Raw genomic sequence first — 17,125 nt, 5'->3', positions numbered from 1 at the left:
GCTCCGACGTCCGCGCCGCTGAGCTTGCGCCCTGGATGCAGCACTACAACTTCCATCGCCCTCACTCTGCCACCGGCCACAAACCTCCCGCCTCACGGCTGGGGTTTGAGGTGAACAACGTCCTGAGAAACTACAACTAGCCACAGCTCACCCGGCGGCACGGGAGTTCTGCCCGGATGCTCCGCGACCGCAGAAACGAGCAGGTCGTAGCGAAGCCACCCGAGCCGCCGCAGCGAGCGCGCGATAAGTCGCTTCATGGTCAGCCGATCACGCCGAGGAATGGACTCACATCCCCGCGTCCCCAACTCGCCTGGCTGGCACAAACCGGGCATGAAGCGACAGGCCGGCAGGTCATGGCGCGATCCTCTACACGGTCGAAGCGGCGAATCCTGTTGTGCGTCATGCCCGCAGGCCCGCGGAAACTGGTCAGCCCCTGAATGAGTTCATCCACGGCCGCGCAGGCGATGGCCGTGGTGAACGTGACCACGGCGGGCGCGGGGTCCCCGCCGCCATCTACGTAGGCTTCCGCCTTACGCCGCTCGAACTCGGCCGGGTCGCTGCGCCGGAGCCCTTCGGCCGCAGCGCGGCGCGGATCGGCCACGCCAAGACACATGAGACAAGGATTGCCAGGGCGAATCGTCGACACGCGGCCCGTCATGTCGTAGTCCGCGCCGCTGCGTGCTGCGCGCATGCGCAGGCCTACATCGATCAGCGGGATGCCGTAGTAGTGGGCCAGGCGGTTGAGCGTCAGCCGCCCCTGATGGTCGTCGGTACAACCGAACAGCACATCGCAGGAGCGCAGCAGGTCGCGCAGATCAGGGTGGCCGACCCATTCCTTCTTGATGACGACCTGGGTGCCGAGGCCGGCCGCGCGAATCTCGCGCGCGAGGATGTCCACCTTGGCCAGGCCGGCGGCAACATCCGCGGCACGCGAGCCATGCACGCGGTTGAGGTTAGTGACATCGATGGTATCTTTGTCCATCAGCCCCAGAAAGCCGACGCCCAGTCGCGCCAACAGCATCGCGACAGCACTGCCCGTGCCGCCGCCCCCTACGACGCCGACCCGCAGTCCGCGCACGACAGGATTGAACCCTCGGCCGAAGAGCGCGGCCTGCCGCGCCAGGAACTGATCTTCGTCAGCTGCAGCCACCGTACGCGCGATCTTGATCCGGCTGCCTACCAGCGAGATCGAGGATGCCGTGACCGTCTCGCCGGGTGCGATCCAGAGCCTGCCCGCCATAGCGTCATCGCGGCCGAACACCATGCTGGCCAAGCCGGGAACGCCCTTGTTGAACGTCGTCCGGGCGAGTTCCGCCTCGTTTCGGTCATCCTGGTGGGAGAAGAACGCTGCCGCGTTTGGATGCGTGTGCACGAGGCCCGCGACCAAGCCGCGTTCCTTCGCGACGCCGAGAACGCGCATGAAGCCGCGGGTGGACCATGTGACGTGGACCGGCGATGCCGAGACCATCTCATCGGCCGCGACGGGGATGACCTCGTGCGAGATCAGCCTGGTGCGAGGCAGGCGCGACCATGGGTCTGCCGAGATGTCTGCCTTGCCGAACAGCACATAGGCGGACGCCTCGGCCCCGTTCTCCCTTTGCAGCAGCGAGCGCAGGGCCGCCTCGTGCGGCTCCAGCAGGACGATGTCCAGAGCAGCCGGCGACATCACTTCGCCTCCGCCAGGGCGTGCTCGATGCGCTTGAGCATGGTGTGCAGGCCGTCAATGCCCGGGCGCCACGCCGTGTTGTGACGCGACCAGCGCTGCCAGCTGCGGCCCTGGAATGCGTGGGCCTGGTCGGCGCAGGTTGGGTAGCGCCCCACGCTTTGAAGCGTCAGCCAGGGGTCGCAATAGAACATGTCCGGCGCGACATCGGGATAGCCGGGCGGCAGGAGAACGAGCACGTCGGCCGCGACGTGGTTGAACTTTCCGGCGGGCAGCGGCAGCTGCTTGAAGATGACGCCCGTGTGCGCGCCGTCGCTCACGGTCTCGAAGACCACACCGTGGGTGCTCAGATAGCGCTCATCCGCGCCGGGCAGCGCGAGCAGACCCTCCGTGGTGTCGCGGATCAGCGTAATGAAGCGCTCGATGCCCGGCTTGCTCAGGTCGATCAAGTCGCCGTCGCGGATCAGGACGTCCTGACCGCCGCCGCGCACTTCGAGGTAGACGTCATAGGTCTCCGGCGGGACGCCGGCCAGCGCCTTGAGCACGCGGCCGCTGATGCTAGGCTTGCCCCACTCCAGCTGACGGTCGTCGATCGTGAACTTGAACGCGCGGTCGGTCTGAAAGATGACGAAGCGCTCCGCGCCGCGGCCGCGCAGATCGTAGGTTTCGTCCAGACGCAGGTCTTCGAACTCGCCGGAGGTCAGGATCGCGTAGACGCTGTGCTCATCGACCGGGCGCGCGCCAGCGGCCTGGAGGATCTGGCGCGCGGTCGGCACCGGATCGGCGAGATCGACGTAACGCTCGCGGAGCTGGTCGTCCAGGACGACGATCCGGTAAAGCGCGGCCGGTCGCAGGCTACGGCCTTCGCGGATCGCCGCAGCGACATCTTCGACATCGGAGCGGTCATCGCCGCTGTGGGTTTGGGTTTGCATTTGATTGCCTTTCTTGGAGAGCCCCACCTGCGGGATTGCAGGCTTTCTGGCCCCCTTACTCAGTCAATCGCGGCCCAGCGCCAGACCGGAAAGGCCGGTCAAACTTTTTCTTGCACCCACACCCCTCCGGGCAGGTCACCGCAGAGGAAAAAGCTCGGGCAGCGCGGGCAGCTGCGCGCCTCGGGTTTGGCGGGGAACTGCCCGGCCTGCATCGCCTGAAGGAAGGTCTGCAGCTTCTCGCGCCTGGACTCCAGCTTGCGCGACGAGATTTCCATCGGCTGGATGGCTTCGCTGCTCAGGTAGGTCACCTCGACCTGCGCATGCGGCCCATAGGCCTGGACGGCAGCGAGTTGGAGAACCGTGTACTCGATGTCATCGAAGGCATTTGATCGCTGCTTGCCCGTCTTCACGCGCCGCACCGTGACGCGGCCACCGGCTCCATGAGCTACGCCATCCGGGCTTACAAGGATCTCGCCTTCCGCCCACCCCAACGAGATGGGAGGCGCCGGCGCAGCCGCGCCGCGGCTGCGGCTCTCGATGAGGAAGTCGACGAGCCGCTTGCCGATGCGGCGGTAGTCTTCGGCATATCCATGCTCTGTCGCGCCCTTGAAGCGCCATGCCTCCTCGAAGCGTGCTGCCAGCTCGTCGATCGTGGGGGTTGTCGTCTCGTGCTCTCGCTTCAACCACTCAAACACGTCGCTCACGACGTTGTGCATCTTCATGAATGCGGTTTCGGTTCGCCGACCGCCGAGCCTCAGCACGTGCGTGTACAAGAAGCGGCGCGGGCAACGCTCAAAGAGGTTGACCTGGATATCGGTCCATTGCGGACGCCCTTGCCATGTGATGGCGAGCGGCACGCCTGTCGATGTCGCGCCGGCTTGCAACGGCACCGGTGCCGGACGAACAAGGAGTCGGTCGATTGGGGCGATGAACTTGGAGGGGCTGCGGGCACGACCATCGGCCTGCCTGGCGTGGGCATACAGCTGCAGCCTGTCGCGGGCTCGGGAAAGCGCCACGAAAAACAAGCACTCTTCTTCCTCGTCGTGGCCGGCCTTCACCGCCTCGATGCCGGTCAGTCCCTCCGAGCCATGGATCAGACCATCCGGCGGAAGACAGCGCGGCGGCACGTTGTTGCGCGGCAGGCCCGACGTCACCATGCCAGGCAAATGAACGACATCGAACTCCAGCCCCTTGCTACCGTGGATGGTCATCAAGCGCACTGCATCGATGTTCTCGGCGCTGCGCGGCAACTGGCTCAGCCCACGATCTTCTGAGAGCAGCACGAGGCGCCGAATGCGATCGAGCAGCCGCTGCACTGGTACGCCCTGCCCTCTCGGCTGCCGGCGACAGAAATTCAGAAACTGCCAGATCGCCAGACCTTGCATCCGGCTTCGCGCATCGCCCGTCCGATAAAGCGTCTTCGCGAGTCCGAGGCCATCGATCGTCCATCTAGCAAGCAAAGCCCAGGGATTTGTCGATGCGCTTACGCCTGCAAAGAGCGTGGATAGGCGAGCAAGAGCTTCTCGACTGTCGTCTGCCAGGCCGTGCACCTCGGTATGCATAGCCGCCCACCCTAGCGAACCGGGATTCGCCACCCGCAGGTGCTCGATGACCCGCATGACATCCTGCAAGGGCATTTGGTGCCGAGTCATGGTTGCCACACGCACCATCGCAGCCGCCCGCGGGTCGGTCACTAGCGAGAGCAAGGCCAGCAGATCCTTAATTTCCGGCCTCTCGAACAAACTGCCCAGGTGCAGCGCGGGAATGCCCCTAGCCTCAAGGCCTCCGGCAATGGCGTTCAGGCGCGCATTGGACGCGCACAGCACCGCTTGGCGACCATAGGCAATGCCCTGGTCGTGCAGAGTTGTGATCGACGCGGCAAGCGCGGAGATTTCATCGTCAGCCGACCCGGCAACGCGAAGCTCAACGCGTGCTCCGGTGGAACCACGGTCGGCCCGCAGGCTCAACGGCAAAGCAGCGACGGATGCCTGCATGCCGCGCGCAAACTCGGTGAACACATCCACGATCTGTTCGTCGGAGCGATAGTTGACGCCCAACTGAGCGACCTGTGCGCCGGGGAAGTCGATCGCAAAGCGTGCGATGTTCGTCGCAGAAGCGCCGCGGAAGCGGTAGATGGACTGGCGCGCATCGCCAACAACCCACAGGTTGCGGCCGTCGCCGACGATGGCCTTCAGGAGCCGGACTGAGGCACGGTTGACATCTTGGTATTCATCCACCAACACATGCTCGTGGCGAGCACGCAGGGCGTCCCTTACCTCGGCGCTACCCTCCACAAGACGAACCGGCAGCGCCACCAGATCGCCGAAGTCCAGCAGCTGACGCGCGGTCAACAGCCGTTCGTACGCCTCGAAGAGCGTGGCAACCTCCAGGCACTTCTCGGCGCGGACCGTGGCGTCCTGGTCGGCGCCCGCCCGCGCTGCCATGGCCTGCGCGAGCGCGCGATAACCCGCAGCATCGACAACCTCATCCTTGGCGCGTGAGATCGCGCTTAGCATGTCGCTCAAATCCAGGGCCGGGTCCCAGAGATTGCGATAGTGCTTCAGGTCGAGCCGCGGAAACTCGTCCTCCAGGAGTTCAATCGCCTCTGTCCGATCGATCAACCGTGGGTCCGGCGGCAGCGCCAGCCGGTCGTGAAAACGGCGAACGATGTCCAGGCCGAATGCGTGGAATGTGCCTATCCACATCGCCGCCGCCGCGACAGGATTGCTCGCGGCGATCCTCTCGCACAATTCATTGGCCGCCTTGTTCGAGAAGGTGAGGACCAGGATCGTGGTGGGATCAACGCCGTCCGCAAGCAACCCTTCTATGCGGCGAACAAGCGTCCGCGTCTTGCCGGTACCCGGCCCTGCCTGCAGTTGGAACGCCAAACCTCGATGTGCGGCCGCCTTAGCCTGCGTGGGGTCCGGGGTGATCGAACCCGCCACCGCGCCGGCACCCACGGGGTGCGGCTCTGGGGCGGGTGGCATCAGCAGCGCATCCAGCAACTGTTGCTGCACCACGGCGAGCGGCGCGCCGAAGCGCTTGGCGATTGCGTCGGATGTCAGCCCTTCGTTGACATGCAGATCGCGCAACGCGGGGCGCGGCAGCAGGAACTCGCGCGCGAAGAGGTCCATCTTTACCTCGCGTCGCTCGTGCACCCCGTAGTCAAGGACGCGATCGACGCCAACCGGCGCGTCCTCCATCGATCGGTCGGCCTCGACATCCACCGTCACCACGTCCAGCGTGCCCCCTTCCAGCACGACATGGCCGAGTTCGTGTGCGATCAAGAACGCACGCTCGAAGTCCGATCCGCGATCCTCGTAGAGGATGCCGCCAGCCTGACTGTCGAACGTGGCTTTGCCTCCCTTGAGCTGTGAGTCTCCTTCTTGCAGCGCGTACACATCCAAGCCGCGACTTGTGACCTCCCGAAGCGCGAACGCCAGAGGTCGGGTCGGATCGCCGCCGGCCGCGAAATTCGCGCGGTGCAGTCGTTCTGCTTCCCGGCGAGCGGCCTCGGTGGTGTCCATGGGTCAGTCCGACAATGCCTTCAGCGTCGCCTGCTGTTCCGGCGTGAGCTGTGAAGTCGTGACCGCCTGGCCGAACGTGATTTGTTCGCCCACACTCGGCTTCACACTTGACCGAAAAGCCTGTCCGGAAGCCACACCCGGTGGCCCCTGCAGGTATGCGCACATAGCTTGAACGGTGGTACCCATCTCCGATGCAAGCTTCTCGACGAATCGGGCGGGAATGGTGGCAGCACAGATGGCCCGATCGCGCACGCGCATCAGGAAGAGATTGCTGACGTCCAGGCTGCGTGCGAGCGACTTGAAGCCGCTCGTATTGAGCGTGGCAAACGGATTCGCTACCTCCACGTCGGCCTGCTGGACAGCCCGTTCGAACCGCTGCCAAGCCTTGTCCACCGCGCTGTCCAGCACCTCGGTCGCCGCAACATCGCCTGCCGGTGGTTCATGAAGCAGATCCATCGAACAATCGATGAGCGCGGTCGCATGCTGCGGGTACTCGCTGATGTAGCGTTCAAGAATTTCCCGGCCATGGCTGGCCTCCATGGAGAACGCCATCAGCACGGATTCCTCGTCTGCAGCGAAGGGCTTGGAAGTGCTCATACATCCCCCTCAAGAGCGGCCTTCAGGGCTTTGTACGCTCTGGCTTTGCGATTTCGCACGGTCCTCTGATCGCAGTTCAGCATGTTGGAGATAGTCATGATTTTGGGATCCTCTGAGTGGGTCAGGAAACCTTGCCGCAGCAAGCCAACGACCCGTCTCTGATCGTCTGGTAATGCATCAATCGCAGCCTCCAGCTCCAACCGGAAAGCCGGATCGTCAATTTTTTGCGGGTCCCCTCCCAGGAAGTCGGCCGCCGCTTCCTCGATCTCCCGAGAAATGTCCTGACCCTCTTCACTTTCCGTGGACAGCGGCTCGGTGAGTACCGACGAGGGACCGATCTGCCTCAGCACGGACTTTCGGAATCTGGCGAACGCCAGGTCGAACCGCACCTCAAAGAAGTCCAACATGGCGAAACGGCCGTTGCAGTCCTTGGCGATTCGCTCGGCGAATCTGCCCATGATTTCTTCTCGGATGTCTTCCGCCCCGGTCATGCGGGAGTCCGAGACCGTTGCAACCAAGGACTGACCGACCCGTTTCATAAGCAGTCCGAATATCTGCTTGAACTCGTCCTTTGCGCCCGTCGCGTGGGCGCGGCGCAGGAAATACGTCAGCGTTTCCGACGGCACATAGCCGGTACTCTTCCTCGACCGGATGGCGAAGGCCTGCAGGCGAGCCGCGGCATCAATCGACTCCAGCCTCGCCAAGCAGGCCTCGATCTCGGGCGGCCGCGTGAATGGAGTCCCGTGTTTGTCTCTGCTCTTCAGCGGTTCCGGCATCGCTCTCCTCCTTCCCGTCAGTCCGTCTTGTACCTGCCCCACTCCGCCCGCCGTCACCGAATGCGGATCGGCAAGGACACCTGCGGCTGGATCGGCACGAGGGTCTTGGCATAGGCACGCAGGATGTCGTTGTAGAGATCGGCGTGCTTCGGCGCTTCGACGGAGATGATCAACGCGTAGCGGATCTTCTCGGCGCCGACGGCACGGCCGCCCGCTTCGCGCGCGTTGTAGTGGATGTCGAAGACAGGGTTGTCCAGGCTGCTGCCCCGCATGCGCTTGCTGCCGTGCAGGACGGTCTCCCACTTTCCGAGGTCGGAACGGCGCTCCTCTTCCGTCGCGTACTGCTTCAGGTCGAAGAAGCCCTTGGTCTGGGCGTTCGCCTTGCCCTCTTCGATCTTCTTGTCGCTCGGCCTGAAGACGACCTCGAGCCCAGCCCTGGTGTATGCCGCGGCGTCCTGAGGATCGGTGGGTGAGGCGTAGCAGAACGTCGCCTTCAGTTGGATATTGCCTGTCAGTCCACCGATCGGAAGCGGCAGCGTGGCACGCAGATACTTGCCCGGCTTGAGTTCGCCTTGGTAGACGACGCGCGCGGTGCCGGGCGGACAAGTGATCACGTCCATCAGGTCCTCGGGCACCTTACCCCAGCCCACTTCCAGCTTATCGTGGGTCGAGGCATCGGCAGCATGAACCAGCAGTGCCTTGATGGCCAACGGCGTAAGGTCGGCACCCAGAATCGCCCGGACACCCACCGCATTGCGTAGCAGGTACGGTGATGCGTAGCTCGTGCCCAGCTGAGGCGCCAAGGCGGCCCTGCGGCCGGGCGAGAGGACATGGAAGTACCCGGCGGCATCGCCACCGAAGGCCATCAAATCGGGCTTGACCACACCGGGGCTGCGTCCGGGGCCGACCGCGCTGTACGACGCCCTGGACCAATTCGCGTCGGTCGCGTCCGCCGCGCCGACGGCCAGCGCGTTGACGCAGTCCGAAGGAACCTGGACGCGCGCATTGCCGACCGCACGGTCCATCTCGCCGTTGTTGCCGACAGCGACGGTCATCAGCGTGTCGCCATCGCTCAGCAGGTCATCGATCACCGACGTCCAGGAGTGCACATCCGTGTCCTCGATGGGCAGGTCCGGTCCCAGGCTTAAGTTGATGAACTGGTACTGCCGCGACAGCAAGACTTCTTCGACGAAGCCCAGCGTGCGATATAGCTCCAACGGATCCTCTGTCCCGTGATCTTTGTCCAACACCCGGAGGTGATCAACATAGGCAAATGGCCTCGCGGCCAAACTGTTCGGCTGGATCGGCCCGAAGAGGAACGCGGAAGTGACACCCAGGCCATGCTCCGGGCCATTGGGGTCGTCGTCCGCATCTTCGTCGAGTAGGCGATACGAGCGCAGCCATGGACCGATCGCGTGATGCTCGGGAAGGCCAGCATCGAGGATTGCGACTTTCGGCTCGGAGGACAGCGGCTGCTCCCCGGGCAGCGTGCAGCCGACCAGCACGCCAGCAGTGCGCTGGACCGGCCGCAGGCCGCGCAGCTTGGGCATGGGACGCACTACGCGCACGAACACGAACTCCGCCAGTCGCTCGATGCCATTGTGTGCGCCCTCGACTGGCACGAACCAGAGATTGCCCGCCGTGAAACCCAGATCGGCATGGACCTTGACTTCGACGCCTTTGGCAAACTTCGCGAAGGCACGCTGGACGAATAGGCGATCCTCATCGGGCAGCAGGTGAAGACCAACCTCGAAGAACCGCTCCCTCTTCTTGCCGAGGGAGACAATACGCTCCTCAGGCGTGAACGCGGCGAAGCGCTCAATGTGCGCCAAGTCGAGCGCCTCGTCCGACTCGGTTTCTATCTCGCGCGTCCACGCCTTCAAGTGGCGGAACGCTTGGCGCTTGCCCGCGACAAACAGCTCGGTCGTGGTGCATTCTCGCGGGTCACCCTTCTTCGTCCAGCCGTCCGGCGTGAGCTTCACGGTCCGACTGCCGACTGACTCAAGGCCTACAGTCCGCAGCATCGCGACGGGAAAGAACGAGCGGGCGATGTAGCTCGGGTTCATCGTCAGACGCGCGACGCCGAAGTCGCCGGGACACGCGTTCTCTGGCAACGCATCCAACTTAGCGGCAGCCTCCTGAAACTGGGGGCGCATGCGTTGAACGGCCTGCTGCAAGGTATAGACCTCCGCCTTGCCGGGCTTGCGCTTGGGGCCCTTGATCTCATGCGTCAGGAGTTCCCCTCTCCCGATCAGGAAGTTCGTCTGGCTCATGCCTCAGCCCTCTTCTTTGCTACCCGTTTTGTCGGTGTCGCCTCTCCGGTGTACTTCCTGATCGTGTCGCGGCTGACGCCTGTGATTTCCGAAATGCTGTGCTGGGACAGCCTCGTTTGCTTGGCCAGCAGGATCGCCATGTCGATGCGCCCCTGGTGACTCAAGCTCAACGCGCGTGATTTGATGAACTCCTCGATCATCTCGGCATCCGACGCCGTACCGAGCGCCACAGCGCGCCTGAAGCGCTGGATGTCGCGCTCAATGTCGCTGAAAGACTCCCCGCTAAAGGCAAACGCAAGGATGTCCAGCCACCTACCGAACAGCGCGAAGTTAGGTCCAAGGAAGCGCTTGACCGCGACCTTCACGGCCGACAGGTCGGGAAGCTTGAACTCGACGACTAGGTCGAATCGTCGCCAGAGTGCCGGGTCGATCAGCTCCGGATGGTTCGTAGCAGCCAGGAGCAGCCCGGTTGGTGGCCACTCGTCCACTTCCTGCAGGATCACCGTCACGAGGCGCTTCAACTCCCCTACGTCAGCATCGTCGCTGCGTCGCTTGGCAATGGCATCGATCTCGTCCAGCAGCAAGACGCAAGGCGTGCGCTTGGCAAAGTCGAGGGCTGCGCGTAGGTTGCTGCCGCTGCGCCCCAACAGGCTGCTCATGACCGCGGTGAGATCGAGCACGTAAAGCTCGACCCCAAGCTGCGCCGCCAGCCAACGCGCGGTCAACGTCTTGCCGACCCCAGGTTGGCCAACAAAGATGGCGGAGCGCGTAGGCACCAAACCCATTGACGTCAGTCGATCAGCCTGGCGCCGTTCCTCGATCAGTTGGCCGAGGCTTTCCTCCAGCTCAGGGGACAGCAGGGGAGGTTCGCGATCCGGCGCATCCTTGAAGACCTTCAGCAACGACAGCCGCGACTCGTCGTCGATCGGCAGTGCCTGCCTAGGCACTTCGGGCCTCTGGATGGCCTTACGCAATGGCGCGGCGGACCTAGGCACCTTCGCGCGCAAGTACATGTCCAGCTGCTCGGCCAATTCCGGCGACTCGGTGCGGTACTTACGAACGAGCCGCGCGACGAACAGACGCACATCCTCGCTTTGCTCCGCAAGCGCCAGACGAACAACCTGGGCTAAATCTGAATGTATATCAACCACTTAGTCCATTTCTTCTGTAACTCATTGATTTGCAAGAAAATCATTTTCACAGATAGTGGGCGACACTCTACCCGACATTGAATGGCGGCGTCCAGTCGCAGCAGGACGCCTCCGTGACATCGTCAGCCGCGCAGAAGCCTCGAGTTAGTGGGAGGCGGTTGATAAGTAGCAGGGCCGCTCTGCGGCGGGCATGATGGAGCGCAGCGTCGGCGTGACGGTTCAAAGCACAGGACCGGCCAAACGACGCGAGGACCACTCGCTGCGCCCACGACCGACGTTGGCACTGAGGTCAACGCCCTTGCCGGAGACGATCAACGGGTCTACACGACCGAGTTGATCCATCGCCGGGCACCATGAAAAGCAAGGAGTCTGTGGAGTTGGTGACGCTGCAGTGGGTGGCTTGGTTAGCGCCTGAGCAACTGGCTTCAGATCCTGCGCCGCGTGAGATCAAACGAGAACCGACCGACGATGGCCAGCCAATGCTGGACTCGTTCGATGGGCAGGTCGCGCGCATCGTCGGTGATCAGACCTTCCAGTGCTTCCTTGATCCCGTTAACGACGTGGTGCCGGCCCTCCGGGGGGTGCAGCAGCGCGTCGTCCAGGCGTCCTGCGGGCGGCTGTTCCGCGAGGAACTCGAACCATTGCGCCGCGCGGTGCGGCGATGAGATCTGCTGGGCGAGCAGGATCATCGCTACCCGGAACTCGCCGGGGAAGTTCGCTGAGCCTTCGAAGCGCGCCAGTTCGTTGGCCGGCACCGTGGCCTTCATGATGCGGTAGACGTTGCTGAAGCGCTTGGCGGCCCGGGGCGACGGGATGAACGCGTGCAGCCGCTTCGCGTATTCCGTCTCCCAGGCTTGGATCGTCAACGCGGCCTCGTCCAGAACCGTGTCCTGCGACTCGTCGCTGCTGCCGGCCTGCTGTGGCGCCGGACCGGACGCTCCCTTGTCGTCAGCGCCCGCCTTGGGCACTGACGAGGCCAAGGCGACATTCGGCTGCTGGGCAAGCCGGCTGGCCTGATCCTCGGGGACGGCCACGTACCGGGTGATTCCCGAACCGGTCGTGGGGGCGGTCGGTTCCTCAGGTGTCACCTCGGAAACGATCGGCGGCAGGACGTAGCCGTCGCCGGCCGGCTTGAGCAGTGCGTCCATCATCTGGCTGAAACCGCCGTCGGTCATCGGCCGCAGGGCGTAGGGGATCTGGAAGATCTTCTCCAGGTAGTGCTGCGGCGTGGCCGTCCAGTGCTCCGACTCGTCGTCCTCGTTTTCCCGGCTCAGCCGGGCGACGTGCTCGTCAAACTGCTTGAAGTGGCTGGACAGCGAGTGCAGGAGCCAGCGCGAATCCACGCCCACCACCACCACGAACAGCGGATAGGCCAGCAGCAGATGAACGGCCTGCAGCACCTCCACCACCTTGTCGGCCGGGCAGCGATCCAGGTCGTCGATGTACAGCACGATGCGATCGAGCTGCGCGCGCCGTCCCGGCGCGGGCTTGAGTCGGTCCACCAGGATCTCGAAGTCGCGCCGGATCGTCGTGAAGATGCCCAACTGCTTGCGGTAGTCGTCGGACTTGTGGCGGTCGCTGAGGAATCGCGCCAGGCTGATCTTCTCGCGCTCGACTTCGAGCCGGGTGATCTCGACTTGGGCTGCGGCGACCTGCTGGTCGGCCGCGACCTTGGCGGCCGTGGCCTTGTCGACCTCGGCCTTGAGCTGGGTCTCCGACGCGGGCACCTCGTCGCGCTTAGCCTGGAGGAGCTGGTTCACCCAGTCCCGCGCTGATTCCAGGTCCTTCCTGCGATCGCTGAAGCTGGCCATCGCCTTGCGTATCCACGTGGCCGAGCCGACGAGCACGGCGGTGATCTGCGCAAAGATCGCGCCGAGCTTGACCATCCACGCCTGGGTCTGGTCCGTAGCCAGCCAGTGGTTCACTGCCAACGCCACGGGCGGGATCACAATGACGGCGACCAGTAGCGCCACCCATAGCGGCCTGCGCGATTCTGTAGAGACGGCACGAGCCAAGCTGACGCTGACCTCGGTCTGGGACCGAAGCTCCGAGAGCGCCGCCTGCCAGTCAGTCGTGGCGGCCATGAGGTCACCCATGCCGAGCCGCTGCGCAATGGTGGCGATGGCCTTCTTGGCGTTCGCGTCCTTCTCGATTAGGCGCTTCCAGTCCTCCGCGCCAAGCTCCGTGACCTTGACCGGGCGCTGCTGGCGCTCGGCCTCCGCCGTCGCCAACTGCTCGCTCTTCCTGCGTAGTTCCTCAGCGGCCTGTTCCGCCTTGAGCACCGCGCTCTGCTGGTCCTGCACCGCCTGCAGCATCTGCCGCTCAATCTCGGCGCGCTCCTCGGCCGGGGTCTTGAGGCCGTTCACCCGGCCGTGCAGCTTCTCAAGCATGCAACTGACCAGGCTAGCCCACAGATTGCTGTCGGCGTAGTGCCAGGCGTTGAACTCGATGTGCTCCACCTGCGCGCAGAAGGGGGAACTGTCGTCCAGCTTGGCCTGGTCGGAGAACGCTTCCGCCTGGCGGCGCATCTCGCCCATGAAGAAGCTCTTGCCAGAGCCCCAGTCGCCAAACAGGCCGATGGCCAGCGGCGGGCTTACGTCGTGCGCCGTCATGATGGCGGCGAACGTCCGGGCCTCAGCGGTGATGCCCAGGCGATCGGTGGTGTCGCCCGGCTTGTCGCTGTGGAAGCCCGGCCGGTGCCGCGCGCGGCTGGCCGTCTCGTTGTTCAGGCGGTGCAGCTGGTTCAGCAACTGCTCGGCCGAATGCCGTAGCCGCGGGTCGGACAGGCACTGCTTTAGTGCGCCGATCGTCTCCGAGGGAGGCAGCAGGCTCAGCAGATGCACGAAGTGCTCGCCCGCCTGGTAGGCAGAGCCGGCCGTCGTCGTGACGATCTCCCGCGTGACGCGGGCCGATGTCCACCGTTCCAGCAGAAGGGGAGCTGCTGCCTTGGCCATCGGCGGCGGCGTGAATGCGTAGAGCACGTCGTACGCAAGTGCCGTATCGCTGGCCGACGAGAACAGCATCTCGGTCAGCACCGGGGCTAACGGCGGCACCGGGACGATGCGCAAGGCGCGGAGCACCTGCCACACCGTCTCGAAATCGCTGGCTTGAAGCCGCTTGGTGAGCTCCTCGACGAGCTCGGGCTCAGACGACCGGCACATGAGCTCGGCCAGCAGAAGGATCTCGGGCTCCTTGTCACCCTGGGCGAGATCGATCGCGTCATCCGCGAAGCTCACCTGCCGACCGTAGAGTCCCGCCAGCGTCCAAAAGCGCACGTTGCGATCGGGCTCATAGGACTCCTGCAGGTGCTGAAGGATCAGGTCGGCGTTGCCTTCAGCATCCAGTTGGATCAGCGCGCTGAGCATCCAGGATCGGATCGACGCCAGCCGCTTGGGTGAGCGGACGGCCGCCGCGAAGTTGTCCTCGGTCCCTACGGCGAAGTCGCCGCGCAGGTGCCTGCGAAGGATGAAGGCGAGGGCGCCCCGGTCGTTGGCGTGCAGGCCGCCGAGCTGCCTCAGCGCGTCCAGGCGCTCCCGATCGCTGCCGTCCTTGAGGATGTGCAGCACATGGGCGATGCGGGCGCTGGTGGGCGGCTCGTCAGGCGAGGCGTTCGGCGCCAAGGATGGTTCGCGCCCGACCCGGGAGAGCGGGTCTAGCTCGTTCGTACTCCCGTTGGCTTCGCGGATCGCTTGAACCAGTTGCGCCAGCTTCGTGTCGTCGTGCTTGGTGAGGTCGACGTAGAGCAACCGGCTGAAGAGCCCGCCGAGTTCGAGTCCGGCGGCTTCGGACACGGCGCCGATCCGGACAGGGAGAATCCGCCGCCCGGTGGACTGGAAGGTCGCAACCTGCTGCAGCTGGGTCCTGCCCCACCCGCGGTCGCCAAGGAACACCACCATGCAGTGTGCTTCGCTGAGCGCCGGTCCTTCGTCAACCGGATCGCCCGGCTTCACCGTGTCATGGAAATAGTGGGTCCTAAGCCCGTTCTGCTTGAGCTGCTCGTTGATCTCCGAGACCCGGGTCTCGCCTTCCCGGTACGAAAGAAAGGCGTCGATCGGCGCGTTGTCCTGGATCGCTTGCACGATGCACTCCCTGTCTTGTTGTCAACCGCTGCAGGCTCAACTTTATCGGCGCTGCACTGCGTGACGGGCGGGGATTCCGCCATCGCCACTGACCGCATTGAAGCGTCTGCGTCGTCGGCTTCGGCTTCGGCTTCATCGAACACGAGGGCAGCGCGTAAGGCACCGAGCGCAGCCGGGTCGTGCCCGCATGACCTGCTCCCTTCCCGCCGTACCAACCTAAACGAGAGCGAGTCCGTCCTTTCGGAGAATGACGGACATGAGAACCAGCAAGTACAGCGAGCAGCAGATCATTGGCTTCTTGAACCAGGCCACGGCCGGGATGGGCATCAAGGAGCTGTGCCGCAAGGAAGGCTTCAGCGAAGCCACGTTCTACAAGTGGCGGGCCAAGTACGGCGGCCTGCAGGTCAGCGAGGCCGTGCGGCTGCGAGAACTTGAAGCCGAGAACGGCAAGCTCAAGAAGCTGCTGGCCGAAGCGCACCTGGACATGCACGCGCTCAAGAGCGTGCTGGGCGTAAAGCGCTAGCCCCGCAAGTGCGTCGGGACGCCGCGCGTCGCATGGTGGACGAACACCAGTTCAGCGAACGCCGCGCCTGTCGCCTTGTGGGGCTGAGCCGAGATGCCTACCGCCACCCACCCGTGGTGAGCCCGGAGAACCAGACTTTGACTGAAGCCATCAAGACCATCGCGCTGCAGCGCCGGCGCTTCAGCTACCGGCGCGTGCACGACCTGCTGCGCACTGCCCACCCCGGGGTCAACCACAAACGCGTGTACCGGCTGTACCGCGCTGCAGACCTGGCCGTGCGCAAGCGCGCCAAGGCCAAGCGGCCAGTGGGGACGCGCACGCCCCTGGTGGCAGCCAGCCACGTCAACGCCACCTGGAGCATGGACTTTGTCTCGGACAGCCTATGCAACGGCCGACGGCTGAAGTGCCTGACGGTGGCCGACGACTTCAGCCACGAGTGCGTGGACATCGCGGTGGACTTCGGTATCGGGGGCGAGTACGTGACGCGGCTGCTGGATCAGGCCGCGCGGTTCCGGGGCTACCCGCTAGCGGTGCGCACGGACAACGGGCCAGAGTTCACCAGCCGTGCCTTCCTGGGCTGGGCCCAGCGACACGGCATCAAGCACATCCTGATCGAGCCAGGCGCGCCGACGCAGAACGGCTACATCGAGAGCTTCAACGGCAAGTTCCGCGATGAGTGCCTCAACGAGCACTGGTTCGAGACGCTGCCCCAAGCCCGGGTCGTGATCCAGGCCTAGGTGCAGGACTACAACGAGGTGCGACCGCATTCGAGCATCGGCCGCATGCCACCCAGGTGCTTCGCACGCCTGCATCGCCAGCATGCTGGCGATGCAGGTTCACCTTCAACCGCCGCACTGGCGATACCCTTGACCCCTAGGACTCCCTCGCAATAGCTGGTATGGCGGAAGGGGGCAGGTCACGCAAACATCACCAGCAGCCGCTTGACCTCGTGGCGGACAAAGCCCGCCGGTGGCACTGAAGCTCCAGCCGCGCGGTAAGCAGGCGCTGTCGTTGATGGCGGGATCCTTGCGCTCAGCCTTGCCGCGGGCCTGGCGCAACTGCGTGGCAGGGCTTTGGGCGTGGCGCCATGAACCGGGGATGCGATCGACCCAGGTGCGCAGGGCCGCCGCGCCAGCGAGGTTGAGCGTCCATCAGCAGCTGTTCCCAGTGGGCATCGGTACCCGAACAGGCTTCCATGCCGATCAGCAGCGCGGCGTTGAGTTCGTGCAGCTTGACGCGCGGCGCGGCTGGCCGAACCAGCTCCGCCGTGCCGCCTCTCAGCAGCGCCGGATCGGGCCCGCGTGCATACGCTACGCCGAACGCCCCGTTCCAGGGCTGAAGCTGCCGGCCGGCGTGCAACAGCTCGGATGACCGCTCTTGGCAAGAGCTGCCACTCAAGGCTGAATGGCGAACATCCAAGATCAGTCTGCAGCGGTCCACCGGCCGCTCACGTTCGGACTGACGTAAGCGGTCAACAAACCACGCCCTTGTGCACCGGGCGTTGAGCTGAGAGCCTACGTTCCCACTTGCATCGAAGTGGGAACGTAATGTCGGATGATCTGCAAGACCTCAAGCGGCGCCTCGTCGTGGGTCACAAACGCGGC

The 17,125-nt window shown here is 64.6% G+C and carries 10 protein-coding genes and 1 pseudogene; 3 read left to right on the top strand and 8 right to left on the bottom strand.

Annotated elements, in window-relative coordinates; translation table 11 throughout:
* The coding region (locus tag ACT6S0_RS20320; protein WP_444765538.1) for an integrase core domain-containing protein at positions 1-140 on the top strand (140 nt) is incomplete at its 5' end.
* A 119-nt stretch (positions 141-259) separates the two neighbouring features.
* On the opposite strand, the gene ACT6S0_RS20315 is transcribed toward ACT6S0_RS20320, so the two are convergent.
* From ACT6S0_RS20315 to ACT6S0_RS20280, 8 genes are all read right to left on the bottom strand, one after another.
* Positions 260-1,666 carry a ThiF family adenylyltransferase gene (locus tag ACT6S0_RS20315; protein ID WP_444765602.1) on the bottom strand — a complete coding sequence of 469 codons (1,407 nt, stop codon included), beginning with the start codon at positions 1,664-1,666 and terminating at the stop codon, positions 260-262.
* Positions 1,666-2,595 (bottom strand): multiubiquitin domain-containing protein, encoded by a 930-nt coding sequence (locus ACT6S0_RS20310; RefSeq protein WP_444765601.1) that lies wholly within the window; start codon positions 2,593-2,595, stop codon positions 1,666-1,668. Before ACT6S0_RS20310 ends, ACT6S0_RS20315 begins: the two co-directional genes overlap by 1 nt.
* A gap of 98 nt (positions 2,596-2,693) precedes the next feature.
* Positions 2,694-6,122: a UvrD-helicase domain-containing protein gene (locus ACT6S0_RS20305; RefSeq protein WP_444765600.1), complete on the bottom strand. Its 3,429-nt coding sequence runs from the start codon at positions 6,120-6,122 to the stop codon at positions 2,694-2,696.
* 3 nt (positions 6,123-6,125) lie between these two features.
* Positions 6,126-6,719 carry a hypothetical protein gene (locus ACT6S0_RS20300; RefSeq protein WP_444765599.1) on the bottom strand — a complete coding sequence of 198 codons (594 nt, stop codon included), beginning with the start codon at positions 6,717-6,719 and terminating at the stop codon, positions 6,126-6,128.
* Complete coding sequence (locus ACT6S0_RS20295; RefSeq protein WP_444765598.1) at positions 6,716-7,495, bottom strand: RNA polymerase sigma factor; 780 nt, start codon at positions 7,493-7,495, stop codon at positions 6,716-6,718. The genes ACT6S0_RS20300 and ACT6S0_RS20295 overlap by 4 nt, the downstream gene beginning before the upstream one ends.
* Positions 7,496-7,548: 53 nt before the next feature.
* A complete protein-coding gene (locus ACT6S0_RS20290) occupies positions 7,549-9,768 on the bottom strand; it encodes a S8 family peptidase (protein ID WP_444765597.1) in 2,220 nt (739 codons plus the stop codon).
* Positions 9,765-10,919 carry an AAA family ATPase gene (locus ACT6S0_RS20285; RefSeq protein ID WP_444765596.1) on the bottom strand — a complete coding sequence of 385 codons (1,155 nt, stop codon included), beginning with the start codon at positions 10,917-10,919 and terminating at the stop codon, positions 9,765-9,767. The genes ACT6S0_RS20290 and ACT6S0_RS20285 overlap by 4 nt, the downstream gene beginning before the upstream one ends.
* Before the next feature lie 425 nt (positions 10,920-11,344).
* On the bottom strand, positions 11,345-14,998 hold the full coding sequence (locus ACT6S0_RS20280) for a P-loop NTPase fold protein (protein WP_444765595.1): 3,654 nt from the start codon (positions 14,996-14,998) through the stop codon (positions 11,345-11,347).
* Positions 14,999-15,254: 256 nt separating this feature from the next.
* Between ACT6S0_RS20280 and ACT6S0_RS20275 the strand changes: the two are divergent.
* Together ACT6S0_RS20275 and ACT6S0_RS20270 are read left to right on the top strand one after the other, a co-directional pair.
* Positions 15,255-16,414: pseudogene (locus ACT6S0_RS20275) on the top strand (IS3 family transposase).
* Positions 16,415-16,490: 76 nt separating this feature from the next.
* Positions 16,491-16,892: a hypothetical protein gene (locus ACT6S0_RS20270; protein ID WP_444765594.1), complete on the top strand. Its 402-nt coding sequence runs from the start codon at positions 16,491-16,493 to the stop codon at positions 16,890-16,892.
* The last annotated feature ends 233 nt before the right edge of the window (positions 16,893-17,125 follow it).

It is taken from the genome of Roseateles sp. (assembly GCF_052436255.1).
Classification (GTDB): domain Bacteria; phylum Pseudomonadota; class Gammaproteobacteria; order Burkholderiales; family Burkholderiaceae_C; genus Pelomonas.
Note: the sequence above shows the minus strand (reverse complement) of the source record. Positions and strands in the feature narration are given on the sequence as shown.